The 23,339-nt window shown below is 72.3% G+C and carries 23 protein-coding genes; 10 read left to right on the top strand and 13 right to left on the bottom strand.

Annotated features, from left to right (window positions below):
* The first annotated feature begins 80 nt into the window (after positions 1 to 80).
* From M8I34_RS26625 to M8I34_RS26615, 3 genes are all read left to right on the top strand, one after another.
* Entirely contained in the window at positions 81 to 2,522 is a 2,442-nt protein-coding gene (locus M8I34_RS26625; RefSeq protein ID WP_374210993.1) for a trypsin-like peptidase domain-containing protein, read from the top strand.
* A 116-nt stretch (positions 2,523 to 2,638) separates the two neighbouring features.
* A complete protein-coding gene (locus M8I34_RS26620; RefSeq protein ID WP_250053330.1) occupies positions 2,639 to 3,124 on the top strand; it encodes a sec-independent translocase in 486 nt (161 codons plus the stop codon).
* A gap of 119 nt (positions 3,125 to 3,243) precedes the next feature.
* Positions 3,244 to 3,888, top strand: coding sequence for a hypothetical protein (locus M8I34_RS26615; RefSeq protein ID WP_244418836.1), 645 nt, complete (start codon positions 3,244 to 3,246; stop codon positions 3,886 to 3,888).
* Between the two features lie 111 nt (positions 3,889 to 3,999).
* Here the strand turns inward: M8I34_RS26615 and M8I34_RS26610 are convergent, their stop codons facing one another.
* From M8I34_RS26610 to M8I34_RS26600, 3 genes are read right to left on the bottom strand one after another with little or no spacing between them, the layout of a single operon-like run.
* On the bottom strand, positions 4,000 to 5,160 hold the full coding sequence (locus M8I34_RS26610) for an Mrp/NBP35 family ATP-binding protein (RefSeq protein WP_250053328.1): 1,161 nt from the start codon (positions 5,158 to 5,160) through the stop codon (positions 4,000 to 4,002).
* Positions 5,161 to 5,202: 42 nt separating this feature from the next.
* The gene (locus tag M8I34_RS26605) at positions 5,203 to 5,784 is read right to left on the bottom strand and encodes a DUF1003 domain-containing protein (RefSeq protein ID WP_244418834.1); all 582 of its coding nucleotides are present in this window, start codon (positions 5,782 to 5,784) and stop codon (positions 5,203 to 5,205) included.
* Complete coding sequence (locus M8I34_RS26600; protein WP_244418833.1) at positions 5,774 to 7,081, bottom strand: magnesium transporter MgtE N-terminal domain-containing protein; 1,308 nt, start codon at positions 7,079 to 7,081, stop codon at positions 5,774 to 5,776. Before M8I34_RS26600 ends, M8I34_RS26605 begins: the two co-directional genes overlap by 11 nt.
* A gap of 197 nt (positions 7,082 to 7,278) precedes the next feature.
* Between M8I34_RS26600 and M8I34_RS26595 the strand changes: the two genes are divergently transcribed.
* Positions 7,279 to 8,061: a hypothetical protein gene (locus tag M8I34_RS26595; protein ID WP_374210992.1), complete on the top strand. Its 783-nt coding sequence runs from the start codon at positions 7,279 to 7,281 to the stop codon at positions 8,059 to 8,061.
* Positions 8,062 to 8,201: 140 nt separating this feature from the next.
* Here M8I34_RS26595 and M8I34_RS26590 read toward each other — a convergent pair whose 3' ends face one another.
* Both M8I34_RS26590 and M8I34_RS26585 read right to left on the bottom strand, forming a co-directional pair.
* Positions 8,202 to 8,741, bottom strand: a complete 540-nt coding sequence (locus M8I34_RS26590; protein WP_250053326.1) for a hypothetical protein — start codon at positions 8,739 to 8,741, stop codon at positions 8,202 to 8,204.
* 87 nt (positions 8,742 to 8,828) lie between these two features.
* Positions 8,829 to 9,950 carry a magnesium and cobalt transport protein CorA gene (locus M8I34_RS26585; RefSeq protein WP_250053324.1) on the bottom strand — a complete coding sequence of 374 codons (1,122 nt, stop codon included), beginning with the start codon at positions 9,948 to 9,950 and terminating at the stop codon, positions 8,829 to 8,831.
* Between the two features lie 523 nt (positions 9,951 to 10,473).
* On the opposite strand from M8I34_RS26585, the gene M8I34_RS26580 reads away from it, so the two are divergent.
* Positions 10,474 to 11,058 carry a suppressor of fused domain protein gene (locus tag M8I34_RS26580; protein WP_244418832.1) on the top strand — a complete coding sequence of 195 codons (585 nt, stop codon included), beginning with the start codon at positions 10,474 to 10,476 and terminating at the stop codon, positions 11,056 to 11,058.
* A gap of 103 nt (positions 11,059 to 11,161) precedes the next feature.
* Here the strand turns inward: M8I34_RS26580 and M8I34_RS26575 are convergent, their stop codons facing one another.
* On the bottom strand, positions 11,162 to 12,421 hold the full coding sequence (locus M8I34_RS26575; RefSeq protein ID WP_250053322.1) for an MFS transporter: 1,260 nt from the start codon (positions 12,419 to 12,421) through the stop codon (positions 11,162 to 11,164).
* 250 nt (positions 12,422 to 12,671) lie between these two features.
* Between M8I34_RS26575 and M8I34_RS26570 the strand changes: the two genes are divergently transcribed.
* The 3 genes from M8I34_RS26570 to M8I34_RS26560 all read left to right on the top strand — a co-directional run bounded on the left by M8I34_RS26570 (position 12,672) and on the right by M8I34_RS26560 (position 15,147).
* Positions 12,672 to 13,310, top strand: coding sequence for a DUF6758 family protein (locus M8I34_RS26570; RefSeq protein ID WP_250053320.1), 639 nt, complete (start codon positions 12,672 to 12,674; stop codon positions 13,308 to 13,310).
* Between the two features lie 179 nt (positions 13,311 to 13,489).
* Positions 13,490 to 14,344, top strand: a complete 855-nt coding sequence (locus M8I34_RS26565) for a PHP domain-containing protein (protein WP_250053318.1) — start codon at positions 13,490 to 13,492, stop codon at positions 14,342 to 14,344.
* Between the two features lie 197 nt (positions 14,345 to 14,541).
* On the top strand, positions 14,542 to 15,147 hold the full coding sequence (locus M8I34_RS26560; protein WP_244418828.1) for a MarC family protein: 606 nt from the start codon (positions 14,542 to 14,544) through the stop codon (positions 15,145 to 15,147).
* Positions 15,148 to 15,289: 142 nt separating this feature from the next.
* On the opposite strand, the gene M8I34_RS26555 is transcribed toward M8I34_RS26560, so the two are convergent.
* On the bottom strand, positions 15,290 to 15,442 hold the full coding sequence (locus M8I34_RS26555) for a hypothetical protein (protein ID WP_199812669.1): 153 nt from the start codon (positions 15,440 to 15,442) through the stop codon (positions 15,290 to 15,292).
* Positions 15,443 to 15,644: 202 nt separating this feature from the next.
* On the opposite strand from M8I34_RS26555, the gene M8I34_RS26550 reads away from it, so the two are divergent.
* Positions 15,645 to 16,571 (top strand): NYN domain-containing protein, encoded by a 927-nt coding sequence (locus tag M8I34_RS26550; RefSeq protein ID WP_053209137.1) that lies wholly within the window; start codon positions 15,645 to 15,647, stop codon positions 16,569 to 16,571.
* Between the two features lie 32 nt (positions 16,572 to 16,603).
* Here M8I34_RS26550 and M8I34_RS26545 read toward each other — a convergent pair whose 3' ends face one another.
* The 3 genes from M8I34_RS26545 to M8I34_RS26535 all read right to left on the bottom strand — a co-directional run bounded on the left by M8I34_RS26545 (position 16,604) and on the right by M8I34_RS26535 (position 20,723).
* The gene (locus M8I34_RS26545) at positions 16,604 to 17,086 is read right to left on the bottom strand and encodes an SRPBCC domain-containing protein (RefSeq protein WP_051817485.1); all 483 of its coding nucleotides are present in this window, start codon (positions 17,084 to 17,086) and stop codon (positions 16,604 to 16,606) included.
* A gap of 149 nt (positions 17,087 to 17,235) precedes the next feature.
* On the bottom strand, positions 17,236 to 18,102 hold the full coding sequence (locus tag M8I34_RS26540; protein ID WP_250053316.1) for an alpha/beta fold hydrolase: 867 nt from the start codon (positions 18,100 to 18,102) through the stop codon (positions 17,236 to 17,238).
* A gap of 119 nt (positions 18,103 to 18,221) precedes the next feature.
* The gene (locus M8I34_RS26535; protein WP_250053314.1) at positions 18,222 to 20,723 is read right to left on the bottom strand and encodes a DEAD/DEAH box helicase; all 2,502 of its coding nucleotides are present in this window, start codon (positions 20,721 to 20,723) and stop codon (positions 18,222 to 18,224) included.
* A gap of 171 nt (positions 20,724 to 20,894) precedes the next feature.
* Here M8I34_RS26535 and M8I34_RS26530 point away from each other — a divergent pair, with 171 nt between their 5' ends.
* A complete protein-coding gene (locus M8I34_RS26530; RefSeq protein WP_030088969.1) occupies positions 20,895 to 21,632 on the top strand; it encodes a ferritin-like fold-containing protein in 738 nt (245 codons plus the stop codon).
* 25 nt (positions 21,633 to 21,657) lie between these two features.
* On the opposite strand, the gene M8I34_RS26525 is transcribed toward M8I34_RS26530, so the two are convergent.
* The 3 genes from M8I34_RS26525 to M8I34_RS26515 form a co-directional block, all read right to left on the bottom strand.
* Positions 21,658 to 21,948: a hypothetical protein gene (locus tag M8I34_RS26525; RefSeq protein ID WP_244418825.1), complete on the bottom strand. Its 291-nt coding sequence runs from the start codon at positions 21,946 to 21,948 to the stop codon at positions 21,658 to 21,660.
* A gap of 293 nt (positions 21,949 to 22,241) precedes the next feature.
* On the bottom strand, positions 22,242 to 22,469 hold the full coding sequence (locus tag M8I34_RS26520) for a DUF3107 domain-containing protein (protein WP_030088973.1): 228 nt from the start codon (positions 22,467 to 22,469) through the stop codon (positions 22,242 to 22,244).
* Between the two features lie 140 nt (positions 22,470 to 22,609).
* Positions 22,610 to 23,251 carry a TetR/AcrR family transcriptional regulator gene (locus M8I34_RS26515; protein WP_244418824.1) on the bottom strand — a complete coding sequence of 214 codons (642 nt, stop codon included), beginning with the start codon at positions 23,249 to 23,251 and terminating at the stop codon, positions 22,610 to 22,612.
* Positions 23,252 to 23,339 lie beyond the last annotated feature (88 nt).

Genomic DNA, 23,339 nt, shown 5'->3' with positions numbered 1-23,339 from the left:
GGGCGGCGCACCCCTGACCGGGCGCGTGCCGCGAGGTGGTGGTGGCCCGCGCACGGCCGCGGGCGAATTCTGGGGAGAGCATGGACGACGGTAAGGCCGCCGGGCCGAAGCTGAAGTGGTGGAGCCGCCCGGGAGGCACCCCGCGCACGGAACCGTCCGCCGAGGCCGGTCCGCAGGCGGTGCCGTCCGCCGACGGCCCGGCGGGCGGGACGGGGGCCGGCGCGTCCGGTGCGTCCGATGTGCAGGAGGCGGAGGACTGGATCGTGCGCCCGCCCGAGCCGCGGAACGCCTCGGAAGCAGGTGTGGCAAACCCGTCGCCCGGGAGCGCGGAGGCGCCCGAAGCGGCCCCTGCGGACGATGAGTTGGCGTGGGCTGGGGGTGCGAGGGCCGTGGACGGGACGCCGCAGGAGGATTCCGGGGCCGTGGGCGCCGGGCCGAGCGGTGCGCGCCCGGCTCCCTCGACCGTGACGCTCCGCCGGGTGGCCGGGGACGTGCGGGACGGAACACGGCCCGCGGCGGCGGACGAAACGGCCCCGGCCGCGATGGCGGCCCCCGCTCCCGAAGCCGCTCCGGTACCGCCCACGGCGCCGGTAGCGGCCGAGACCCCGAGCGCGCCGCCGCAGCGGCAGCGGCCGTTGCATCCCGAGGACCCGTACGGCACCCCTCCGTACGGCGGCCCCGGGCCGTGGGCGCCCGCGCCGCCCGTACAGCGGCCGGTGGCGACCCCCGCACACGGCACGGTGCTCCCGCCGGCCGCCGCGCCGCAGCCCCCGTACGGTGCCCCTGCGGCCCCGCAGGGCGCGGGCCAGGGCGCGGGCCACCCGAGCCCGGCGCAGCCCGCCGCACCGCCCGCTCCGCCGACGGGCGGGCCGGGGACGACCGTCGAGGACCGCCCGCCGCTCATGCCCCCCGGCGAGCAGCCGCAGCCGGCCGGGACGGCCGACGCCGCGCACCCCCGCCCGGCCGCCGAGCCCGCCGCATCCCACCGGCCCGGACTCCAGAAGTCCGGCCCCCCACAGACCGGCCCCGCCCCGACCGCCGCTCCCCGGCCCGACGCACCGCAGCCCACCGGCTCGCAGCACCCCGGCCCGCAGCCCACCGCACCGCACCCCACCGGCCCGCAGACCGCCCCCCTGGACACAGCGGCCGGACCGGCCGCCGGACCCGACGGGGCGTGGAACGCCGCGGACGGGGCCTTCCTCCCGCACCCCGGCGACGGCGGTCCCCGCCCGGCAGCCGCGGCCGGGCCCTACGCCGCTCCGCCGCAGCCCTTCTCCGGCCTGCCCGGCGACCACGGCCCGGCCCCCGCCCAGGGACAGCCGTCCGCCTCGCACGGCGCCTGGCAGCAGTACGACCCCTGGAGCGCGCCGCTCCAGGGCGGACCCGTCGCCGGGCCACCGCACGAACGGCGCCGCCGTCGGGGGCTGCTGGTGGCCGGCGCGGTGGCGCTCGCGCTGCTCGCGGGCGGCATCGGCGGCGGCATCGGCGCCTACGTCGAGCGCTACGGCGGGATCAACGACATCAGGCTTCCGCAGTCCGCCGGTGACGAGGCCGGCCGCAGGCCCGACAGCGTCGCCGGGATCGCCCGGAGCGCGCTGCCCGGGGTGGTCACCATCCACGTACGCGGCAGCGCCGAGCAGGGCACCGGCACCGGCTTCGTCCTCGACCGCCAGGGCCACATCCTCACCAACAACCATGTCGTCCAGCCGGCCGGCAGCGGCGGCGAGATCTCGGTGACGTTCAGCGGCGGCGAGACGGCCAAGGCCAAGGTCGTCGGCGAGGACGGCGGCTACGACCTCGCCGTCATCCAGGTGGAGGGCGTCACGGGACTGCGGCCGCTCACGCTCGGCAACTCCGACTCCGTGCAGGTCGGCGACCCGGTGGTGGCGATCGGTGCCCCGTTCGACCTCGCCAACACCGTCACCTCCGGGATCATCAGCGCCAAGCAGCGCCCGATCACCGCGGGCGGCGAGAAGGGCGACGGCAGCGATGTCTCGTACGTGGACGCGCTCCAGACCGATGCGCCCATCAACCCGGGCAACTCCGGCGGCCCGCTGGTGGACGCCAAGGCGCGGGTGATCGGCATCAACAGCGCCATCCGGGCGGCCGACAGCGGCAGCGGACTGGGCGGCGGCGGCCAGGGCGGCAGCATAGGGCTGGGCTTCGCCATACCGATCAACCAGGCCAAGCGGGTGGCCGAGGAGCTGATCAACACCGGCCGGGCGACGCATCCGGTGATCGGCGTGACCCTGGAGATGGAGTACGCCGGTGACGGGGCGCGGGTCAGCGAGCACAGCAAGAGCGGCAAGCCGCCGGTCATCCCGGACGGACCCGGTGCCAAGGCGGGGCTCAAGGCCGGTGACGTGATCACCACCGTGGACGGTTCCCCGGTGCACAGCGGCGAGGAGCTGATCGTCAAGATCCGCAGCCACCGGCCCGGCGACACGCTGGCGCTCACCCTCCAAAGGGGCGGCAAGGAACGGTCCGTACGGCTCAGCCTGGGTTCCTCCAGCACGGGCTGATCGTTTGCATGGTGTTGGGGCGGGCGACTCCCGCCCGACGTACCGGGCCAGGTACCGTGATAGGCGGCCTGGCCCGTAGGCCGACGAAGGCCGCGGATTACCCAAGGAGCTGCAAGGTGTTCTTCGACATAGGACCCCTCGAGCTGGTGGCGCTCGTGATCCTTGCGGTGCTCGTCTTCGGCCCGGACAAGCTCCCCAAGGTCATCCAGGACGTCATGGGCTTCATCCGCAAGGTGCGGGCGTTCTCCGACAGCGCCAAGGAGGACATCCGCAGCGAGCTGGGGCCGGACTTCAAGGACTTCGAGTTCGAGGACCTCAAGCCCAAGAACTTCGTCCGCAAGCATGTCCTGGAGAAGGACGAGTACGGCCTCAAGGACCTTCAGGAGATCCGCAACGGCTTCGACCTGAAGAAGGAGATGGCCGAGGTCACCGACGCCGTCAACGGCCACGACGGTGCCCCTTCCGCCACGCCCTCGAACGGGGCAGGTCCCAGCCTGTCCAAGGAGCCCCCGGCCGCCTCCGCCGGGCGCCCTGACCTGGTGAAGAAGGCCGGAAGCCCTCAGCCGGACGAGCGTCCGCCGTTCGACTCCGACGCCACCTGACACACACCGGTATGACCGGCTGTGTTGACGCCTATGGCTATGCTCCCGGTGTCCGGGGTTCGGTCGCCTGAGGGGGGCGGGCCGCCCACGACGCAGGGCAACAAGGAGGCTCCGCGCAGATGGAGACGACGAGTCGGACAGCGGCACAAGGGGTGTCCGCCGAGGCCGGCCGGAAGGTCGACGGCTATCTGCTGGCCGCGTTCCCGTGGTACGGCCTCGACGAGGCGTTCACCGGTCCGCGCTGGCTGATGCAGGTAGGCGCGGCCGCGGACGGCACCGTCGAGCACGGCGCCACCGGGCACGGCGAGGAGCCCACGATCAAGGTGGAACCTCCGCAGGACGAGCGGTTCGCAGTAGTGGTCACGGTCGCCAGCCGCCCCGTACGGCGCAGCGCCGACGGCACCGGCGTACTGGAGGCGACCTCGGTCTCGACGGCCGCCTGGCTCGCCGGGTCGGGCCTGCTCGCGCAGACCTGGCCGACCCAGATGGACCGGACGCTGCGTCAGGACTGGCTGGACCAGCAGACGATGCTCGCCTGGGAGCTGGCCGACGATCTCGGCGGCGGGAGCTGGAGCGAGCTGATGCTGCCGGTGGACGGCGCCCCGACGTCGTTCGCCTACCGCGAGTCCGAGTACGGCTGGGTGCTGGCCGGCTCGGCGAGCGAGGGCCCCGAGGGCGTGCACATCGGTGCCTACGGGCGCGGGATGAGCGCGTACGGGCTGGGCTTCTCGGTGATCCAGGACCTGGCGGCGTACGACGGCTGAACGGCCCGGCAACAAAGGGGCGGACCCGTACGGGTCCGCCCCTTTCCGCGTCATCCGGGAGCCGGGGCCACGGCGGCCCCCACCCCCAGGGAACCGGCCGCGGCCGCGGTCTCAGAACTTGTTGCGCGGGGTGATGCCGAGCGACATGCCCTGGAGGCCCCGCTGCCGGCCGCCCAGCTTGCCCGCGATCGCGCGGATCGCCGAGCCGGCGGGGGAGTCGGGGTCGGTCAGCACGACCGGCTTGCCCTCGTCGCCGCCCTCGCGCAGCCGGACGTCGATCGGGATGTTGCCGAGCACCGGCACCTGGGTGCCGGTCGTCTTCGTCAGGCCCTCGGCGACCCGCTCGCCGCCGCCGGTGCCGAAGACATCGACCATCTCGTCGCAGTGCGGGCAGGGCAGCCCGGACATGTTCTCGACCACGCCGACGATCTTCTGGTGGGTCTGCACGGCGATCGAACCGGCCCGCTCGGCGACCTCGGCGGCGGCCTGCTGCGGGGTGGTGACCACCAGGATCTCGGCGTTCGGCACCAGCTGGGCCACCGAGATCGCGATGTCGCCGGTGCCCGGGGGCAGGTCCAGCAGCAGGACGTCGAGGTCGCCCCAGTAGACGTCGGCGAGGAACTGCTGGAGCGCGCGGTGCAGCATCGGGCCGCGCCAGACGACGGGGGCATTGCCGGGGGTGAACATGCCGATCGAGATGACCTTCACGCCGTTCGCCGACGGCGGCATGATCATGTTCTCGACCTGGGTGGGCTTGCCGTAGGCGCCCAGCATGCGGGGCACGGAGTGGCCGTAGATGTCGGCGTCCACGACACCGACCTTCAGGCCGTCGGCGGCCATCGCCGCGGCGAGGTTGACGGTCACCGACGACTTGCCGACACCGCCCTTGCCGGAGGCCACGGCGTAGACCCGGGTCAGCGAACCGGGCTGGGCGAACGGCACCTCGCGCTCGGCGGTGCCGCCGCGCAGCGAGGTCGCCAGCTCCTTGCGCTGCTCGTCGCTCATCACGTCGAGCTCGACCGAGACGCCGGTGACGCCGGGGACCTTCGTGACGGCGTCGCGCACGTTGTTGGTGATCGTCTCGCGCATCGGGCAGCCGGAGACGGTGAGGTAGACCACGACCGCCACCGCGCCGTCCGCAGCGATGTCGACCGATTTGACCATCCCCAGGTCGGTGATGGGACGGTGGATCTCGGGGTCGTTCACCGTCGCGAGCGCTTCGCGGATCGCGTCCTCGCTCGGCGCGGCGCCTGGGGGAGTGTCGGTAGCCATGTCCCGATGGTACGGCGCGTGAGGGTGCCTCCGGAAAGCCCGTCAGCGGTCGCGTTCGTCACTCTCCGCACCGGCCGGCTGCCGCAGCTCCAGATCCCGCAGCATGTCCTGGAGCTCGGAGCGGATCCAGTCGCGGGTGGCGACCTCGCCCAGACCGAGCCGCAGGGCCGCGATCTCCCGGGTCAGATACTCGGTATCGGCGATGGAGCGCTCGTTCTGCTTGCGGTCCTGCTCGTGGGTGACCCGGTCGCGGTCGTCCTGGCGGTTCTGCGCCAGCAGGATCAGCGGTGCGGCGTACGACGCCTGGAGCGACAGCGCCAGCGTCAGGAAGATGAACGGGTACTGATCGAACCTCACACTGCTGGGCGCCGTCGTGTTCCAGATGACCCACACAATGATGGTGACGGTCATCCAGACGATGAAGCGGCCGGTCCCCAGGAAGCGGGCGATCTTCTCCGACAGCCGTCCGAACGCCTCCGGGTCGTACTCCGGCAGGAACGTACGGCGCGGTGCGCGCGGCTGGTCGAGCCGGACCCGCGGCCGGTCGGCGGCGCCCCGGCGCACCGCCGAGGCCCCGTTCGCCCGCGACCGTTCCCGGCCGCTCTCCCGCTCCTCAGCGCCCATCGGCCCGCTCCCCGGCATGCCTGTCGCCGGTCAGACCGGCCGCCGCCGAGCCGTGCAGACCGTCCTCGCGCCAGTCGTCCGGCAGCAGATGGTCCAGCACATCGTCGACGGTGACCGCGCCCAGCAGCGCCCCGCCCTCGTCCACCACCGGCGCGGCGACCATGTTGTACGCGGCCAGATAGCTGGTCACCTCCGGCAGCGGGGTGTCCGGTGGCAGGGCCGGCAGATCGGTGTCGGCGATCGAGCTGACGAGGGTGAACGGCGGGTCGCGCAGCAGCCGTTGGAAGTGCACCAGGCCCAGATACTTGCCGGTGGGGGTCTCGTCCGGCGGCCGGCAGACGTAGATCTGGGCGGCCAGCGCGGGCGAGAGGTCCGGGTCGCGCACCCGTGCCAGGGCGTCCGCGACCGTCGCGTCCGGGCGCAGCACGATCGGCTCGGTGGTCATCAGACCGCCCGCGGTCCGCTCCTCGTACGCCATCAGCCGCCGCACATCCGCGGCCTCCTCCGGCCGCATCAGCGCCAGCAGCCGCTCCTTCTCCTCCTCCGGCAGTTCGGAGAGCAGATCGGCGGCGTCGTCCGGGTCCATCGCCTCCAGGACGTCGGCGGCCCGCTCGTCCTTCAGCTTGCCGATGATCTCGACCTGGTCGTCCTCCGGCAGCTCCTCCAGGACATCGGCCAGCCGGTCGTCGTCGAGCGCCGCGGCCACCTCGGCGCGCCGCTTGGCGGAGAGGTGGTGCAGTACGCCGGCGAGGTCGGCGGGCCGCAGCTGTTCGAAGGTGGCGAGCAGGCTCTCCGCCCCCTGCCCGTGCTCCTCCAGCGAGAAGCCGGTCACCGCGGACCACTCGACGGTCAGCACCTCGCCCTTGCGGCGCAGCGCCCCGCCCTTGCCCTTCCGTACGAAGACCTTGTCGATCTCCCAGTCACGGCGGGCCGGCAGCTGGGTGATGCCGATGTCGAGGACGGTGACCTCCTCGCCGGTCTCCACCAGCCGCACCCGCCGGTCGAGCAGCTCGCCGAGCACCAGCGTCTCGGACGTCCGCTGTTCGAAGCGCCGCATATTGACCACGCCGGTGATGATGATCTGGCCGGACTCCACTCCGGTCACCCGCGTCATGGGCACGAAGATCCGGCGCCTGCTGATCACCTCGACGACCACGCCGAGCAGCCGTGGCGGGCGGTCGCCGACCCGGAGCAGCGCGACGAGGTCCCGCAGCCGGCCGACCTGATCGCCGTTGGGGTCGAAGACGGCGATGCCGGCGAGATGGGAGACAAAGACCCGGGGAGTCACCACTGCCATGCAGAGTGCCGCCCTTTCTCCCGTTCGGCACCGAATTAAGGCATGAATTCGGGTTCAGGCTAACGCGCCCCGGCCCCCGCCGCCCTGGTGGGAGAGGCCGTAGGGTGACCGCCACGCACCCCGCCGAAGACCGTGCACGGCCCAGGTACGCTGCCGTACTGCTGTCGAGGTCACCCGCATCAGGAGGCAGAGCCCACGTGAGTGCAATCCCCCAGGGGGCCGGCCCCCGATCCCTGGCCGGAACCCGTCGTACGGGACGGGCCGCGCTCGTGGGGGCGTCCTGTGCGGTACTGGCCGCGGCGCTGACGGGCTGCGGTGGGGAAGAAGACCCGGACGCCGGCACCAACGGCGTGGGAAAGCTGCCCGCCTCGAAGATCGAGTCCAAGGCACGGGCCGCGGCCCAGCGCGCCGATACGGTGCACCTCTCCGGCAACGTCGTCAGCCAGGGCCGCACCTACAAGCTCGACATGAGTCTGGCGAAGGACGGCGCGAAGGGCGAGCTGACCACGAAGGCGGCCGCCTTCCAGCTGCTGCGGGTCGGCGATGCGCTCTATCTGAAGGCGAACGCGGCTTTCTGGGCCGGCGAGAAGAGCGGTGCGCAGGGCGCACCCAGCCAGGCGGCGGACAAGCTCGGCGGCAAGTACGTCAAGGTGCCCGCCACCGATCCCGTCTACAAACGCTTCAGCGGCTTCACCGACAAGGACACCCTGCTCGCCGGCCTGCTCGGGCTGCACGGCAAGCTGACGACCGGTGACCGCAGCGACATCAACGGCGTACGCACCATCCGGGTGGCGGCCGGCGCGGGCTCCGGCGGCACCCTGGACGTCTCGCTGGAGGGCACGCCCTACCCGCTGCGGCTGCGTCGCGCCGGCGGTGCGGGGGTGGTCCGGCTGGCCGACTGGGGCAAGAGCGTGGACCTCAAGGCCCCGGCCAAGGACCAGGTCGTCGACTACGGCAGCAAGATCGCCGGCAAGGGCTGAGCACCGGGAACGGACCGCGGCCCGGCAGCTCGCCGGGTACGGCCGCCCCCCGGAGGCCGCATCGGCCTCATGTACCGGCCTGACGCATCGGCCTCATGCACCGGCCTGACGCGCCGGGCTCGGCCCGCGCCTCCCGGGCTTCAGCCCTTACGCCCCCGACGCAGCAGCCTCGGCAGCGCGGCCGGAGCGGGGCGCCGGGTGATCGCGGAGGTCGCCAGCGGCGGCGCGGCGTGCGAGTCCTCCGGCATCTGCCCGGGGCGCTGCCCGGCCTCTCCGGTCGGCTCCAGCCGCAGCACCCGGCTCTCGCGCGCCCAGCGCTCCGTGAGGGTGTCGGCGTCCGGCGCGTTGAGGCGCTTGCCCTTCAGTTCGCCGACCGCGGACTGCCAGGCCTCGCTTCCGGGCGCCGGCTCGACCACCCTGGCCTGCCAGGCGATCAGCCGGCCGCCCTTGTCCTTGCTGCGTACGGTGACCATCGCCGTACCGCCGTCGGTGAGCCCGAGGTCGGCCAGCGGCTGTTCGCCGGACCCGTCCCCGATGAGGCAGGCGGCGCCGTCGTGCCACAGATGCCACAGCGCCCGGGCCGGGCCGGCGCTTCCCCGCACCCAGATGAGGCCGGACTTCTTCGTGGCCTCTTCGATGAGCGCCCGATCCTGCAAGGCCTGCGACACGGTCTCCGTCATACGGTCCAGCCTAATATCCCCCGCCACGGCCCCCCGGGCCCGCCCAGGCCCTGAGATGCGGCGGACCCGGACGTCACGCGCGCGAGGTCACAGCCACCCGTTGCGCTTGAACCCGCGGTGGATGCCGAAGCAGAGGGCGACCGTCGCCAGCATCATGGCGGGGTAGCCGAACTTCCAGTGCAGCTCGGGCATGTAGTCGAAGTTCATGCCGTAGATCCCGGCGATCATCGTGGGGACGGCGAAGATCGCCGCCCATGCCGTGATCTTGCGCATGTCCTCGTTCTGCGCGACGGCCGCCTGCGCGAGGTTGGCCTGAAGGATGGAGTTGAGCAGATCGTCGAAGGACAGCACCTGCTCGTTGACCCGCGCGAGGTGGTCGGCGACGTCCCGGAAGTACTTCTGGATGTCGGAGTCGACCAGCCGCATCGGGCGCTCGCTCAGCAGCTGCATCGGCCGCAGCAGCGGCGACACCGCACGCTTGAACTCCAGTACCTCACGCTTGAGTTGGTAGATCCGCCCGGCGTCGCCGCCCTTGGGGGAGCCCTTGCCGCCGTTGCCCTTGCCGTTGGTGCCCGAGCTGAAGACGTCGATCTCCACCTCGTCGATGTCGTCCTGGACCGCACCGGCCACCGCCATATAGCCGTCGACGACCTGGTCGGCGATGGCGTGCAGTACCGCGGACGGCCCCTTGGCCAGCAGCTCCGGGTCGTCCTGGAGCCGGTGCCGCAGCGCGCGCAGCGAGCCCTGGCCGCCGTGCCGCACGGTCACGATGAAGTCCCGGCCGGTGAAGCACATCACCTCGCCGGTCTCCACCACCTCGCTGGTCGCGGTCAGCTCGGTGTGCTCCACGTAGTGGACCGTCTTGAAGACGGTGAACAGGGTCTCGTCGTAGCGCTCCAGCTTGGGGCGCTGGTGCGCGTGCACGGCGTCCTCGACGGCGAGCGGGTGCAGCCCGAACTCCTGGGCGATACCGGCGAATTCGGCCTCCGTGGGCTCGTGCAGCCCGATCCAGGCGAAGCCGCCCTCGGTCCGGACGCCGGCCATCGCCTCGGCCGGGCTGACGTGCTCGCTCACCCGGCGCCCCTCGCGGTACACACCGCAGTCGACGATGGCGCTGTTCGCGCAGGGGACGGACTCGTAGCGGTACGGGGCGTCGTCGCGACGCCGGGACGGACGGACGGCGGCACGCAGGTCACGGATCATCGACATGGCAGGCTCCTTCACGGGCCGGCCGTCAGCTGCGAGCGCGGGGCGCAACGCTGCCCGGAACGTGGACGTACAAGGCGTCATCGGCTGTACGTCCGCAAAGCGGGCGGCGCTCCGTGCGGGGACACTGACGGCAGTTCGCAGAAAACACGGAACAAAGAGTCGAAGGCGCTCTTCCGTCATCTACATCCGGCGCAAAGGTGCTTCCCTGGTTTCGCCGCTGAGCGGCGGGGTACGGAAGCTCTCGGATCAGGAGATTCGCTGCGCGAAGGGGATGACAGGAGAACTATCGGTACTGCACGGTCGACTCGGATCCACCGCAGCCCCACCTCCTCCGGCCGGTCCCCGTTGGGGGACGACGTCATTCCCTGACCAGACGGCAAGGCTATCAGCCGCCTGAAGCGTTACGGTGCCGCTTTGCCTGTTCCATACGAAGGACAGGCGCCGCGACGGAGCCCCCCGGACGGAGCCCGGAGGAGGCCACTGAGGTGCCGGCCGGGTGCGGGACCGGCCGTATGCTCGCGGCATGTCTGACGTTCTTGAGCTGGTCGAGGCCCGGTTGCGGACAACCCTGGGTGAGCCGGACGCGCGCGCCGCCGTCACCTTCCTCGGCACCGACCGTATCGAGGTCCTCCGCTTTGTGGACAACGGGGTGGTCCGTTACGCCACGCTCGGGATGTCCGCGCAGCCCATGGCCGATCCCACCGCCGTGCTGGCCGACCCCCTGCGGGGCCCGCGCGCCGAACTCCTGCTGTCCGTAAGGGCCGGCCGCGTGGAGAGCGACAAGGTGCTCAGGCCGCTCGCGGTGCTCGCCGCGTCGCCGCAGGTCGAGGGGGTGGTCGTGGCTCCCGGTGCCTCGCTGGACGTGGGGGAGCCGCTGTGGCCGGAGGCGGCTTTCACCTCGGTCCTGGTCGCATCGCCCGGGGGACTCGTCGAGGACCTCGAACTCGACGAGCCGAGGGAGCCGGTCCGGTTCCTGCCGCTGCTGCCGATGACGCCCAACGAGGCCGCCTGGAAGCGGGTGCACGGCGCCGAGGCCCTGGAGAAGCGCTGGCTGGAGCGCGGCACGGACCTGCGCGACCCGCTGCGTGCGGGCGTACCGCTCGACTGAGCCGCTACGGCGGCGCGCCCCGCCCGCCCTCCGGAAGAGGGGGCGGACGGGGCGTCAGTTTCCTTGTGCGGGACGGCAGGCGGACGGGTGCGCGGGTTCCGCCTCAGTCGGCGAAGACGGCCACCCCGTCCTCCATGACGTGCTGCGGCTCCCGTTCCTCGGCGTGGAGGGTCAGCGCCCGGCGCCGGAGGGCGACGACGGCGGCGCCGGCCACTGCCGCCGCGGCCGCGATCACGAACGGGATGTGGATGTCGGTCCACTCCTCGATCTTGGGCGCGAGGAACGGTGCGGCCGCCGCCGCGAACCACCGCACGAAGTTGTAGCCGGCGCTCGCCACCGGACGCGGCGCGTCCGAGACGCCCAGGGCCAGTTCCGTGAAGACGGTGTTGTTCAGACCGATGAAGGCGCCGGACGCGACCGTGCAGACGACGGCGGTGGTGTGGTCGCCGTAGCCCAGCACCAGCAGGTCGGCGGCGAGCAGCAGCAGCGAGGCGCCCAGCACCTTCAGCGAGCCGAAGCGGTGCTGGAGCCGGGGCGCCACGATCACCGAGAACACGGCGAGCAGCACGCCCCAGGCGAAGAAGACCCCACCGGACTTGTACGGCGACATGTTCAGCACGAACGGGGTGAAGGCCAGCACCGTGAAGAACGCGTAGTTGTAGAAGAACGCGGAGACGGCGGCGGAGGCCAGGCCGCCGTGGCCGAGGGCCTTGATGGGGTCGAGCAGTGAGGTCTTGCGGGCCGGCTTGGGCTGCTCCTTGAGGAAGGCCGTGATGGCGAGGAAGCCGATGGCCATCAGGGCGGCGGTGCCGAAGAAGGGGTAGCGCCACTTCATGTCGCCGAGGATCGCGCCGAGCAGCGGGCCGCAGGCCATCCCGAGCCCCAGTGCGGACTCGTAGAGCAGGATCGCCGCCGCGCTCCCGCCGGCCGCGGCGCCCACGATGACCGCCAGCGAGGTGGAGACGAACAGGGCGTTGCCCAGGCCCCAGCCGGCCCGGAAGCCGACGAGTTCGCCGACCGATCCCGACATGCCGGAGAGCGCGGCGAAGACCACCACCAGTGCCAGTCCGGCCAGCAGCGTCTTCCGGCCGCCGATACGGCTGGAGACGAAGCCGGTGACCAGCATCGCGACGGCGGTGATCAGGAAGTAGGAGGTGAAGAGGAGGGAGACCTGGCTGTTGGTGGCGTGCAGGCCCTGGGCGATCGAGGGGAGGATCGGGTCGACGAGGCCGATGCCCATGAAGGCCACGACCGAGGCGCCCGCCGTGGCCCATACGGCCTTCGGCTGGCGCAGGAGGGATGCGCCGCCCTCCTCGAACGGATCGTCCGCGCGGCCGTGGCCGCCGCTCTTCGTGCCGCTCATGCTGCGGTTCCCCTTCCCGTTGCCGGTTGCGTAGCCCTGACCCCGCTGCCTTGCGGGGCCCGCCGAGATCGTTGACGTTTACACACAATAAGTTAGGTACGCTAAAGAGTGCAAGTGACAACTATCTGCCCTGGTGGGGAGGCGCGGGCCGGGAAACCGGTCAAATGCGCGGCGCCGTACGTGATTCGGGGCACACCGGTCGGGTGATCGTCCTTGACGGGGCGCCGGGGCTGGAGGACCGTGGATGCCTATGAGGGGCGAACCCAGTTGCCCGAAGTGCGGAGGCCGGGTACGGGCGCCCGGTCTCTTCTCCGACACCTGGCAGTGCACGCTGCACGGCACCGTGCACCCACTCCAGCCCGTTGTCCCGCCGAGCGTCGAGGCGCTCGGTGTGGTGGTGCACCGCGCCCAGGTGCCCGTATGGATGCCCTGGCCGCTGCCGGTCGGCTGGCTGTTCACGGGCGTGGCCTGCGCCGGCGACGACCGCAGCGGCGGCCGGGCGACCGCAGTGGCCTGTACGGGCCCCGGACCGCTCGGCGGCCCCGGCGAACTGCTGCTGATCGCCGAGGAGCTGGGCGTCGGACTCGGCGCGCGCTATGCCGGTATCGACGGCCCCGACCCCGGTCCCCATATGTGCGTGGACAAACCGCCGCACGCCAAGGTGCTCGCGGCCGGCCGCCCGACCCCGTTGTGGCATGTCGACGATGTGCCCCCGGACCGTGCGGTCTTCGCGGGCGAGGCGCGCGGGCTGTGGCTCTGGGCGATCGCCTGGCCCGAGCAGTCGGGGCTGCTGATGTACGACGAACTGGTGCTGACGGATCTGCGGGAGGCGGGCGCCGAGGTGGATCTGCTGCCGTGCGGGGCGATCTCGCCGCGGATTCTGGGCTGAGGGCCGGCGCCACGGACCGCGGCCGCCGGGCGGCGGGGTGGCGCCGCTCACCCTCCGAGGGGCGCCGGACGCTACCGGCCGCCCGGTATCCTTCTGAGGTCCCCCTACGGTGCACTTCCGCCCGGCATCCCGCCCGGGTCCCGTCCCGTATCCGTCTCCCACAGTCTGGAGTCCGCGTCGTGCGCATCGATCTGCACACCCACTCCACGGCGTCGGACGGTACGGACACCCCCGCCGAGCTGGTGCGAGGTGCCGCGGCCGCGGGGCTGGACGTCGTCGCGCTCACCGACCACGACACCGTCGGCGGGCATGCCGAGGCGCGTGCCGCGCTGCCCGCGGGGCTGACGCTGGTCACCGGCGCCGAACTCTCCTGCCGGATCGACGGGGTGAGCCTGCACATGCTCGCCTACCTCTTCGACCCCGAGGAGCCGGAACTCGCCCGGGAGCGGGAGCTGGTGCGGGACGACCGGGTGCCGCGGGCCCAGGGCATGGTGGCCAAGCTGCGCGAGCTCGGTGTGCCGATCACCTGGGAGCAGGTCGCCCGGATCGCCGGGGACGGCGCCGTGGGACGGCCGCACATCGCCACCGCCCTCGTCGACCTGGGCCTGATCGGCACCGTCTCGGACGCCTTCACCTCCGAGTGGCTCGCCAACGACGGCCGGGCGTACGTACAGAAGCACGAGCTCGACCCGTTCGAGGCGATCCGGCTGGTCAAGGCCGCGGGCGGGGTCACCGTCTTCGCGCATCCGCTGGCCGTCAAGCGCGGCTCCTGTGTACCGGAGAGCGCGATCGCCGAACTGGCCGCGGCCGGCCTCGACGGCATCGAGGTCGACCACATGGACCACGACGCGCCGACCCGGGCGCGGCTGCGCGGCCTGGCCGCCGACCTCGGCCTGCTGGCCACCGGTTCCAGCGACTACCACGGCAGCCGCAAGACCTGCCGCCTCGGCGAATACACCACCGACCCGGAGATCTACGGCGAGATCGTGCGCCGCGCGACCGGCGCCTTCCCCGTTCCCGGCACGGGCGGCTGACCCCACCACGGCCGCCGGCCGCACCGCGCGCCCCTCCCCGGGGTCCTCGACACCTGCCCGGTGCCGTCCGCACCGTGCGCGGAGCGTCCCGCGCCCGCCGCCCGCCAACTTCCCCCGCTTTCCGCTCCTTTACGGGACGACGCCCGTGCGCCGCCCGTGAGCGCTCGTCCCGTACCACCTCTCGCAAGGCCTTCACCGTGTTCGACATCGCTGTCTTCAGTACGCTCTTCGTCACCCTCTTCGTGATCATGGACCCACCGGGTATCACCCCGATCTTCCTGGCCCTGACCTCCGGCCGGCCGGCCAAGGTGCAGCGCCGGATGGCCTGGCAGGCGGCCACCGTCGCCTTCTGCGTCATCGCCGTCTTCGGCCTCTTCGGCCGGCAGATCCTGGGGCGGCTGCACATCTCGACGCCCGCGCTGATGATCGCGGGCGGACTGCTGCTCCTGCTGGTCGCGCTGGACCTGCTGACCGGGAAGTCGGAGGAGCCGACCCAGACCAAGGACGTCAATGTGGCGCTGGTGCCGCTGGGCATGCCGCTGCTGGCCGGGCCCGGCGCGATCGTGTCGGTGATCCTCGCGGTGCAGCATGCGCACGGGGTGGCCGCGCACGTCTCCGTCTGGACGGCGATCGCGGCGATCCACGTGGTGCTCTATCTGGTGATGCGGTTCTCGCTGGTGATCATCCGCGTGATCAAGGACGGCGGGGTGGTCCTGGTGACGCGGCTGGCGGGCATGATGCTCTCCGCCCTCGCCGTGCAGCAGATCATCAACGGCGTGCTCCAGGTGATCCAGGGAGCCTGACCCCCGCACAGGCCCCGAGAAGCGGCCGCGGACACCGCAGCGCCCCCGTACGACGTGTTCGTACGGGGGCGCTCGTGCGGTGCGGCCGTGCCGTGCGCGGCGGCGGTGCTGTCGCGCGCGTCGTCGGACTGCGGGGTAGGTGTCAGCGGGCGGCGGTTTCGGCCGGGCGGATGTAGATGCGCTGGCCTATGGCGGCGGCCTGCTGCACGATCCGGTTGACGGAGGCGGCGTCCACGACGGTGCTGTCCACGGCGGTGCCGTCGACATCGTCCAGGCGCATGATCTCGAAGCGCATACGGCTTCTCCCTTCGTCTGATCCTCCTGCGGAGAACTCTGGGTAGACGAGCGGCCAGGCGTCGCTGCCGGGCGCTCTGTACAGGTACAACGACCTGCCCAGTGCAATCATTCCCTACGCTAAAGAAAAATTTCGACGGTCTAAATACGACGAGCGTGCGCAGTTGTGCCCGCGGAGTGACCGCCCGGACAATGGGACCCGTATGAACGACGTCCGGCCCACGGGCCCCACCGACCTCACCGCGCTCGCCGCCGGGATCGAGCGCACCAACGAGCTGCTCACCCGGGTGCTCGCCGAGGTCGCCACCACCCCGTCCACCCATGCGGCCTTCGTGGACGCGGGCTATGTCTACGCCGCGGCGGGACGGCTGGTCGCCGGCACGGAGGACCGCAAGGCCTTCGACCTCGACGCCGAAGGGATCATCGAGGCCTTCATCGACAAGGCCCGGATGATCTTCCCGGACAGCCGGCTGCTGCGCGTCTACTGGTACGACGGCGCCCGCCGCCGGATCCACACCCAGGAGCAGCAGCGGATCGCCGAGCTGCCCGATGTGAAGGTCAGGCTCGGCAACCTCAACGCCAACAACCAGCAAAAGGGCGTCGACTCCCTGATCCGCTCGGATCTGGAGTCGCTGGCCCGGCACCGCGCGATCAGCGATGCCGTGCTCATCGGCGGGGACGAGGACCTGGTCTCCGCGGTGGAGGCGGCGCAGGGCTACGGCGCCCGGGTGCACCTGTGGGGCATCGAGGCCTCGGGCGGCCGCAATCAGGCCGAGCCGCTGCTGTGGGAGGTCGACAGTGCGCGCACCTTCGACCTGGAGTTCTGCAAGCCGTACGTCACCCGGCGGGTCGGCGTCGAATACAGCGAGCAGACGGCGGGCGAGGGGCCCGCGCCCAGCCGTGAAGAGGTCCGCTTCGTCGGCGCACAGGTCGCCGCGCAGTGGCTGTCGGAACGCGGCCGCGAATGGGTGGCCGGGCTGCTGCCGGGCCACCCGTATCTGCCCGGCGCCGTCGACCAGGAACTGCTGACCGCCGCGGAGGCGCTGCTGCGGCACTCCCTGCGCAGCCATGCCGATCTGCGGCGCGTCCTGCGCGACGGCTTCTGGGACCACGTCCAGGGGCAGTACTAGGGTCCCTCAGGGGGCATCGCGCAGAGCCCGGCTCAGGCCCTCGCCAGCAGCTCGCCGAGGCGGTCGAAGAAGCCCGCCCAGCCCGCCTCCGCCTGGCGGTACTGCTCGGAGGTGAGGTTGCCGCCGAGCTGGCGGAAGGCCATCTCCGTACGGTCCCCGAGATCGGTCAGGGTGACCCGCACGATCTCGCCCTCGGTGCCGCTCGGCGCGGACGCGTCCTTGAGGGTGAACTCCAGCCGCTCCGGCACGGCGACCTCGCGGTAGACACCGGAGAACGGCAGCTCGCCGCCGTCCGGGGTGCGCATGACCAGACTCCACACCCCGCCCGGCCGGGCGTCCATCGCCATCCGGCCGACCGGCACCTCCAGCTCCCCGCCGAACCAGTACGCGAAGTGCTCGGGCGTCGTCCAGGCCTCGAAGACCAGCTCGCGGCGGGCGTCGAAGGTCCGGGTGAGCGCGATGCCGTGCGGGCCGTCCTCGGCGCCGGCCGGGGGAGTCGCCGGATTCTCGGTCATGGTCGAGCCCTTCGTGCGTAGCCGGTGTCGGCCGGGCGCCGGTGGGGGCCCGCCTTCTTCGATGCTCGCCGAACCGCCCGGCGCTGTCCTGGCGACAGGGCCCGCTCGGCCCACACGGCAGACGGCCGGTCCCTATGACCGGAGGGCGCTCAGCCCACACCGCTCCAGAACCCGGCGAGCGCCTCGGCCGTCTTCTGAGGCCGTTCGGCGTTGGGGGAGTGCTCGGCGCCCTCGATGACGGTGCGCCGGGCGGACAGCCGCTCGGCCATCGCATCCATCGACGGCACCGGCCAGGCATAGTCGACGGCTCCGGAGACGACATGCGTGGCAAGCCCGGTACGGGCCAGCTCGGCCACCCGGTCGGGCTCCTCCAGCATCTGACGGCCGGTCGCGATCAGCTGCTCGGGGACGGTGTTCAGCCAACGACGGTGCAAGAACGCGCCGATCTCCGGCGGCGTCGTCGCCTCCGCCGCCTCCGGCGGATCCAGTTCGCGCATCGCCTGCCAGACACTCTCCATGTCGAGCCTGCCGAGCGCCTCGATCAGCATCCGCACCCGGGCCTGCTGGGACGGATCGATCGCGGCGGGCCCGGAGCTGAGCACGGTGAGGGAACGGAACGGGGACGCGTCGAGCAGCACCGCGGCCCGGGTGACCAGCCCGCCCAGGGAGTGCCCCAGCAGATGCACCGGCCCGCCGTCCGGCTCCCGCAGGGCCTGCGCCTGAGCCAGCACGTCGAGCGCCAACTCCCTTTGCGCATAGGCCCGTTCATCGCGGGGGCCGGGGGACTCGTGCTGCCCGCGCCCGTCCACCGCGACCGCCCGGAACCCGGCCGCGGCGAGCGGTGCGAGCAGAGCGACGAAGTCCTCCTTGCTGCCGGTGAATCCGGGCACCAGCAGGGCGGTCCCGATCGGCGCGGCATCGGGCCGGGCGTCCTGTACGGCGAAGGTGCCGCGCTCGGTGTCGAGTCGGTACGCACGCGCGCACGGGGGCAGTGTGAGGGAGGGCGGCCTGCTCATGAGGTGAGGCTATCCGGGCCGGTCGGTAAAACCGGGGCGGGACGCCGACGACCCGGCGCCCGCGGGGTGCGGGGCCGGGTCGTCGGGCCGTGGATCCCGGTGTCAGCCGGGGGAGAGGCTCAGCTCTCGGGCGTCGCCTCGGCGGCGGGAGCCTTGGCGCGGGTGCGGCGGCGCACCGGCTTGGCCTCGGCGGTGTCCGTCGCCTCCGCGGCCTTGGCGGCGGCGCTCTTGCGGGTCCGCTTGGGCTTGGCCGGGGCGTCCTCGGCGGCGGGTGCGTCCGCCGTGGACTTCGCGGCGGCCGCGGTCTTCCGCGTCCGCTTGGGCTTGGCCGGTGCCTCCACAGTGCCCTCGGAGGTGTCGACGGCGCTCTCGGCGGCGGGCTTGGCGGCGGCCTTGCGGGTCCGCTTCGGCTTGGCCGGTGCCTCCACGGCGGCCTCGGCCGTGTCCACCACGGCCTCGGCGGCCTTGGCGGCTGCGCTCTTGCGGGTCCGCTTCGGCTTGGCGGGAGCCTCCACCGCGGCGTCCGTCACGGTCTCCGTCACGGAGGCCGGTGCCGTTGCCGCGGCGGCCTTGGCGGCGCTGCGGGTCCGGCGGCGCGGGGTGGCCGGCGCCTCGGCGGGCTCGGTCACGGCCGCAGCCTCGGCGGCGACCGCCGCGCCCTGCGCCGCGAGCGCGCTCGCGGCGACCTCGACGGTCTGGAAGGTCCCGGTGTCCTCGGGACGGGTGATCCGGGGACGGCGGCGGCGCGGCTTCGCGGGCTCGGCCGGAGCCTCGGTCGCCACGACGGCAGCAGCGGGCGCCTCGGCGGCCGGGGCCGCCACGACCGCTGCGCCCGTGGTCTGGCTGCCGCGGGTACGGCGGCGCCGGCGCGGCTGACGCGGTCCGGTGGCCTCCGCATCCTCGGTGCCCTCGGCGGCGGCCGGCGATCCGGTCTTCGGGGCCTCGGCGGCGGGGCCGTCCGTCGGCGTGCCACCACGGGTCCGGCGGCGCTGGCGCGGCGTACGGGTGCGCGGGGGGCGCTCCTCCTCGACGACGGCGGCGGCGGCCTTACGGGGGCCACGGCCGCGGCCACCGGTCTCGCCGAGGTCCTCGACCTCTTCGGCGGCCAGCCCGGCCCGGGTGCGCTCGGTGCGCGGCAGCACACCCTTGGTGCCCGCGGGGATGTTCAGCTGCTCGTAGAGATGCGGCGAGGTGGAGTAGGTCTCCTCCGGCTCGTCGAACGCCAGGTCCAGCGCCTTGTTGATCAGCTTCCAGCGCGGGATGTCGTCCCAGTCGACGAGGGTGACCGCGGTGCCCTTGGCGCCCGCGCGGCCCGTACGGCCGATGCGGTGCAGGTAGGTCTTCTCCTCCTCGGGGGACTGGTAGTTGATGACGTGCGTCACGCCCTCGACGTCGATGCCGCGGGCGGCGACGTCGGTGCAGACCAGGACGTCGACCTTGCCGTTGCGGAAGGCGCGCAGCGCCTGCTCACGGGCACCCTGGCCGAGGTCGCCGTGCACGGCGCCGGAGGCGAAGCCGCGGCGCGCGAGCTGGTCGGCGATGTCGGCGGCGGTCCGCTTCGTACGGCAGAACACCATCGCCAGGCCCCGGCCCTCGGCCTGGAGGATGCGGGAGACCATCTCCGGCTTGTCCATGGAGTGGGCGCGGAAGACGTGCTGTTCGGTGTTGCGGACGGTCTGGCCCTCGTCGTCCGGCGCGGTGGCGCGGATGTGCGTGGGCTGCGACATGTAGCGGCGGGCCAGCGAGATGACCTGGCCGGGCATGGTCGCGGAGAACAGCATCGTCTGGCGCTTGGCCGGCAGCAGCTGGATGATCTTCTCGACGTCGGGCAGGAAGCCCAGGTCGAGCATCTCGTCGGCCTCGTCCAGCACCAGGCTCTTGACCTGGGAGAGGTTGAGCTTCTTCTGGCCCGCGAGGTCGAGCAGCCGGCCGGGCGTACCGACGACGACGTCGATGCCCTTCTTCAGCGCCTCGACCTGCGGCTCGTAGGCACGGCCGCCGTAGATCGCCAGCACCCGGACATTGCGCACCTTGCCGGCGGTGAGCAGATCGTTGGTGACCTGCTGGCACAGCTCGCGGGTCGGGACGACCACCAGGGCCTGCGGGGCGTCGGTCAGCTGCTCGGGCCGCGCGCGGCCGGCCTCGACATCGGCGGGGACCGTGGTGCGCTCGAGGAGCGGCAGGCCGAAGCCCAGGGTCTTACCCGTGCCGGTCTTGGCCTGGCCGATGACGTCGCTGCCGGAGAGGGCGACGGGGAGCGTCAGCTCCTGGATGGGAAAGGGGGAGATGATGCCGACGGCTTCCAGCGCCTCGGCCGTCTCGGGAAAAATCCCGAGGTCTCGAAATGTAGACAGAATCTTGCCTCTTCTGTGAGACGCGGCATGAGGCGGCGAAGGGGGTCGTACCGCACCGTCGTACGGGTTCGTACGGGCCGGCCTGTGTGCGGCCGGTGGGGCGGGACCACTGCCAACGCTCAGGCACTCCTGCCGCGAGCGGTGTCCCTCTTGCTTGTGCGTATGTTTGCTACGCGCCGCAAAAGAGGGCGGTCGGTTTGGAGCCGATCGGGCCACCGACCGGGCATCCGCTTCGTGGAACGACCCACCGATACTCGGCAGGTCCAAATACCACTGTACCCCGGATATGGCGCGTCCATCCGAAGGCTTGTATGAGTGAGGAATACATCACGGCCCGCCGCCACGCCGGGGGCCGGGTCCGGCCGCCGTTCGTACGGGTGAACGGGAGTGGCTGACCAGGGCCTTCCCCGAGCGGCCGAGCGGGCTATTGTGCCCGTCATGGGAACGCCTGACAACGCCGCGGCTGACGCGCAAAAACACACCGGGATCGCCGCCCAGAACTGGGCGCAGGCATCCGCCGACCCGCAGTACCGGGCCGCCGTGATCGATCTGCTCGGCGCGCTCGCATACGGCGAGCTGTCCGCCTTCGAGCGCCTGGCGGAGGACGCCAAGCTGGCGCCGACGATGGACGACAAGGCCGAGCTGGCCAAGATGGCCTCGGCCGAGTTCCACCACTTCGAGCGGCTGCGGGAGCGGCTCGCGCAGATCGAGGCGGAGCCGAACGAGGCGATGGAGCCGTTCGCCGCCGCCCTGGACGAGTTCCACCGCCAGACGGCACCGTCGGACTGGCTGGAGGGCCTGGTCAAGGCCTATGTCGGCGACTCGATCGCCAGTGACTTCTACCGCGAGGTCGCGGCCCGGCTGGACTCCGACAGCCGTGGTCTGGTGCTGGCCGTGCTCGACGACACCGGGCATGCCTCGTTCGCCGTGGAGAAGGTGCGCGCGGCCATCGAGGCCGAGCCCCGCGTCGGCGGGCGGCTGGCGCTGTGGGCCCGCCGTCTGATGGGCGAGGCGCTCTCGCAGGCGCAGCGGGTCGTCGCGGACCGTGACGCGCTCTCCACGATGCTGGTGGGCGGCGTGGCCGACGGCTTCGACCTGGCCGAGGTGGGCCGGATGTTCTCGCGGATCACCGAGGCGCACACCAAGCGGATGGCGGCGCTGGGGCTCGCGGCCTGACGTCCCTGTGGGCGTACCGGGCGGTTCAGGCCGTCCGGTGCCCCTTCAATGGCGCGGCCGGCCGGCGAAGACGCCGGCGCGGCGGGCGCGCCAGGACCGACAGCAGAGCCGCCCCTACGGCGATCGCGGCCACCGTCACCTGGACGGGATGGCCGGGGCCGAGGATCGAGCGGGTGAGCAGTGCGCCGAGCAGCGCCGCGACCGGGCCGGTCGCCAGCGTGAGAGTGCGGGCCGGGAAACGGTCGGGCAGCCATCGGGTCGCGGACAGGGCGATGGCGAAGCCGATGAGCACGGCGCCGAGCGCTTCCAAGATCATGCTGTTCCCTCCCGCGTGCGATGCCGATCAGCTGAACAAATCGGTCGTAGGCGGTCGTACCCAAGGGGCACCGGCAGCAACCCTCCCCGCGCGGGTGGCCTGCCTGATCAGCCCAGCCGGACCGACTCGAACGGCCTGATCTGCGGAAATGCGGCGGCCCGGGGCCCGGTTCCGAGGGCGGAAAAATGCGCGGCCGGCGCGCGGAACGGGCGGAAAAGGGCGGCGGCCCGGAGTGAAATCCTCCGGGCCGCCGCCCTTTGTCACCTGCGGGCGCCGCATCCGGCGCCCCCCGCTCAGAGCGCGCCGAACCCGACCTTGCGGGCGGTCGGCTCACCGAGCTCCACATAGGCCAGCCGGTCCGCCGGGACCAGGACCTTGCGACCGTGGTCGTCCACCAGGCTCAGCAGCTGTGACTTGCCGGCCAGCGCGTCGGACACCGCGCTCTCCACCTCTTCGGCAGACTGCCCGCTCTCCAGAACGATCTCGCGGGGCGCGTGCTGCACGCCGATCTTGACCTCCACGGCTTTTGTCCCTCCGACGGTCTGGGGTCCCCCGGCGTCAGCTGGGGGAGGGTGCGCGGCCATCCGCGCTGTACGCAGCACACATTAGCCCGGTACGGGGACGCGCAGGACGCCATGGGCAACGCCCGCAGCGAACACGGTCAGTGCGTGTCGCTGCCGTGCAGCGGGAAGCCCGCGATGCCCTTCCAGGTGAGGGAGGTCAGCAGCTGTACCGCGGTGTCCCGCGGGACCTTGCTCTCCGAGGACAGCCAGTAGCGCGCCACCACCTGGGAGACACCGCCCAGGCCCACGGCGAGCAGCATCGACTCGTCCCGCGACAGCCCGGTGTCCTCGGCGATCACCGCGCTTATGGCCTCGGCGCACTCCAGCGACACCTTGTCCACCCGCTCGCGGACCGCCGGCTCGTTGGTGAGGTCCGACTCGAACACCAGTCGGAAGGCGCCGCCCGGGTCCTCCACGTACGCGAAGTAGGCGTCCATCGTCGCGGCGACCCGCTGCTTGTTGTCGGTCGTCGACGCGAGCGCCGCACGCACCGAGTGCAACAGGGCCTCGCAGTGCTGGTCGAGCAGGGCGAGGTAGAGGTCCAGCTTGCCCGGGAAGTGCTGGTAGAGCACGGGCTTGCTGACGCCCGCCCGCTCGGCGATGTCGTCCATCGCGGCCGCGTGGTAGCCCTGTGCGACAAAAACTTCCTGGGCAGCGCCCAGAAGCTGGTTGCGCCGGGCTCGGCGTGGCAGGCGTGTGCCCCGCGGGCGCGCCGCCTCGGTCTGCTCGATGGCGCTCACGCTGCCTCCCAGAAGTGGTTCCGTACGCGGCCCGTACAAGGTGGTGCACCGCGGTCGCCATCGTACTTTTGGGTAACCCGGCTGTGCG

Origin of the sequence: Streptomyces sp. MCA2 (genome assembly GCF_023544705.1) — a bacterium.
Classification (GTDB): Bacteria; Actinomycetota; Actinomycetes; order Streptomycetales; family Streptomycetaceae; genus Streptomyces; species Streptomyces decoyicus.
Note: the sequence above shows the minus strand (reverse complement) of the source record. Positions and strands in the feature narration are given on the sequence as shown.

Bases quoted from the DNA above. Each gene is read 5' to 3' on its own strand.
- M8I34_RS26540 (WP_250053316.1), bottom strand. From the start codon at position 18,102: ATGAGCAGGCCGCCCTCCCTCACACTGCCCCCGTGCGCGCGTGCGTAC.
- M8I34_RS26575 (WP_250053322.1), bottom strand. From the start codon at position 12,421: ATGAGCGGCACGAAGAGCGGCGGCCACGGCCGCGCGGACGATCCGTTC.
- M8I34_RS26530 (WP_030088969.1), top strand. From the start codon at position 20,895: ATGGGAACGCCTGACAACGCCGCGGCTGACGCGCAAAAACACACCGGG.
- M8I34_RS26550 (WP_053209137.1), top strand. From the start codon at position 15,645: ATGAACGACGTCCGGCCCACGGGCCCCACCGACCTCACCGCGCTCGCC.
- M8I34_RS26600 (WP_244418833.1), bottom strand. From the start codon at position 7,081: ATGGCAGTGGTGACTCCCCGGGTCTTTGTCTCCCATCTCGCCGGCATC.
- M8I34_RS26610 (WP_250053328.1), bottom strand. From the start codon at position 5,160: ATGGCTACCGACACTCCCCCAGGCGCCGCGCCGAGCGAGGACGCGATC.
- M8I34_RS26555 (WP_199812669.1), bottom strand. From the start codon at position 15,442: ATGCGCTTCGAGATCATGCGCCTGGACGATGTCGACGGCACCGCCGTG.
- M8I34_RS26615 (WP_244418836.1), top strand. From the start codon at position 3,244: ATGGAGACGACGAGTCGGACAGCGGCACAAGGGGTGTCCGCCGAGGCC.
- M8I34_RS26545 (WP_051817485.1), bottom strand. From the start codon at position 17,086: ATGACCGAGAATCCGGCGACTCCCCCGGCCGGCGCCGAGGACGGCCCG.
- M8I34_RS26605 (WP_244418834.1), bottom strand. From the start codon at position 5,784: ATGGGCGCTGAGGAGCGGGAGAGCGGCCGGGAACGGTCGCGGGCGAAC.
- M8I34_RS26590 (WP_250053326.1), bottom strand. From the start codon at position 8,741: ATGACGGAGACCGTGTCGCAGGCCTTGCAGGATCGGGCGCTCATCGAA.
- M8I34_RS26570 (WP_250053320.1), top strand. From the start codon at position 12,672: ATGAGGGGCGAACCCAGTTGCCCGAAGTGCGGAGGCCGGGTACGGGCG.
- M8I34_RS26525 (WP_244418825.1), bottom strand. From the start codon at position 21,948: ATGATCTTGGAAGCGCTCGGCGCCGTGCTCATCGGCTTCGCCATCGCC.
- M8I34_RS26585 (WP_250053324.1), bottom strand. From the start codon at position 9,950: ATGTCGATGATCCGTGACCTGCGTGCCGCCGTCCGTCCGTCCCGGCGT.
- M8I34_RS26625 (WP_374210993.1), top strand. From the start codon at position 81: ATGGACGACGGTAAGGCCGCCGGGCCGAAGCTGAAGTGGTGGAGCCGC.
- M8I34_RS26580 (WP_244418832.1), top strand. From the start codon at position 10,474: ATGTCTGACGTTCTTGAGCTGGTCGAGGCCCGGTTGCGGACAACCCTG.